This is a genomic window from Arsukibacterium sp. (assembly GCF_033722355.1).
Taxonomy (GTDB): Bacteria; Pseudomonadota; Gammaproteobacteria; order Enterobacterales; family Alteromonadaceae; genus Alishewanella.
In genome coordinates this window covers 1-1,614 of the sequence record NZ_JAWVZF010000277.1, presented here as the reverse complement: position 1 = coordinate 1,614, position 1,614 = coordinate 1, and the positions used below count along the sequence as shown (strand labels likewise).

Here is a 1,614-nt window from a genome sequence, read left to right as displayed (position 1 = left end):
GGAAGACCTTGAGCAGGCCGATCTGGAAGCCATAGCACAAGCCGGATTACGACTTGGTATATCTACCCACAGCTACCCGGAACTAATACGGGCAAAACAACTTCAGCCGTCTTACATTGCGCTTGGCCACATTTTTGCCACACAAACCAAACAGATGCCGTCAAAGCCCCAGGGGCTGAAACGTCTTGGCAGATATGCCGCGATATGCCGCGATATACCAACAGTAGCTATTGGCGGCATTGATATGCAGAAGCTTGAAGCCGTAATTAACTGCGGTGTTGATGGCGTGGCGGTTGTCTCAGCGATAACCAAGGAGCCTGATCCTGAATATGCTTTCAGCCAACTGACCAATCAATTTACCCGATTTAGCCTGGAGTCGCGCTATGAATATTCAGCTTAATGATCAACCGCTGCAACTTAGCGCCAACTGCACCGTTACCGAGCTGCTGCAGCAACAACAGCTGGCTGGCGAAGGCCTGGCGGTTGCGATTAATAACACTGTGATTAACAAACGCTACTGGACTGTGCATCAGCTGCAAATTAATGACAATGTGCAAATTTTTCAGATTGTTACCGGAGGCTGATATGCTTCATATTGCTGATACAACCTTTAGCAGTCACCTGCTGCTCGGCAGTGGTAAATTCGCCAATAGCCAGCTGATGCAACAGGCTGTTAAAGCCAGCAACTGCCAGCTGGTTACGCTGGCAATAAAACGACTGCAGCTGAATAAACCACAGGACGACTTACTGACACCACTGCGAAATCTGAATATTAAGCTGCTGCCTAACACATCCGGAGCCAAAACTGCCAAAGAAGCAATATTTGCCGCAGAGCTGGCCCGTGAAGCCTTGCAAACGTCCTGGCTTAAACTGGAGATCCATCCGGATCCGCGCTATCTGATGCCCGACCCAGTCGAAACACTGCTGGCAGCAGAGCAACTGGTTAAAATGGGCTTTGTGGTACTGCCCTATTGCAGTGCCGATCCGGTATTGTGTAAACGACTGGAACAAGCAGGTTGTGCTGCAGTGATGCCACTTGGTGCCGCTATAGGCTCGAATCAGGGCTTACAAACCCGGGCAATGCTGGAAATTATTATTGAGCAGGCTCAGGTTCCGGTCATCATTGATGCTGGCTTAGGTGCCCCGTCTCATGCGGCTGCAGCAATGGAGCTGGGCGCTGCGGCAGTTTTGGTCAATACTGCCATTGCCAGTAGCGCAGATCCGGTGGCAATGGCTGGCGCCTTTGCTGATGCGGTAAGAGCCGGCCGCGCTGCCTATCTTGCTGGATTGGCATCAGCTCAGCCGCAGGCGGTGGCTTCCAGTCCGTTCACTGACTTTCTGACAACGCTGTGAGGATCTGGCAGTGAGTTTCAGCGAGCAATGGCAACCGCAACACTGGCAGAGCATGCAACTGCAAAGCCGCAGTTTTTCAGCCAGTCAGGTACAGGCAGCGTTAAGTAAAAACCTGCTGAGCATATATGATCTGCAAGCGCTTCTGTCGCCGGCAGCACTGCCACTACTGGCTCAGATAGCAACTAAGGCGCAGCGGCTTACCCGTCAGCGTTTTGGCCATAGCGTGCAATTTTTTGCCCCGCTGTATTTATCAAATCTGTG

3 protein-coding genes and 1 pseudogene are annotated in these 1,614 nt (G+C 51.7%); all 4 read left to right on the top strand.

Annotated elements, in window-relative coordinates; all coding sequences use genetic code 11:
• Positions 1–400, top strand: a 400-nt coding sequence (locus tag R3177_RS14765) for a thiamine phosphate synthase (protein WP_318971767.1), incomplete at its 5' end; no start/stop codon positions are given.
• Positions 384–584: a sulfur carrier protein ThiS gene (gene thiS, locus R3177_RS14760; protein ID WP_318971766.1), complete on the top strand. Its 201-nt coding sequence runs from the start codon at positions 384–386 to the stop codon at positions 582–584. The genes R3177_RS14765 and thiS, both read left to right, overlap by 17 nt.
• A 1-nt stretch (position 585) precedes the next feature.
• The gene (locus R3177_RS14755) at positions 586–1,353 is read left to right on the top strand and encodes a thiazole synthase (RefSeq protein ID WP_318971765.1); all 768 of its coding nucleotides are present in this window, start codon (positions 586–588) and stop codon (positions 1,351–1,353) included.
• A gap of 10 nt (positions 1,354–1,363) precedes the next feature.
• A pseudogene (thiH, locus tag R3177_RS14750) lies at positions 1,364–1,614 on the top strand (2-iminoacetate synthase ThiH); the annotation flags it as partial.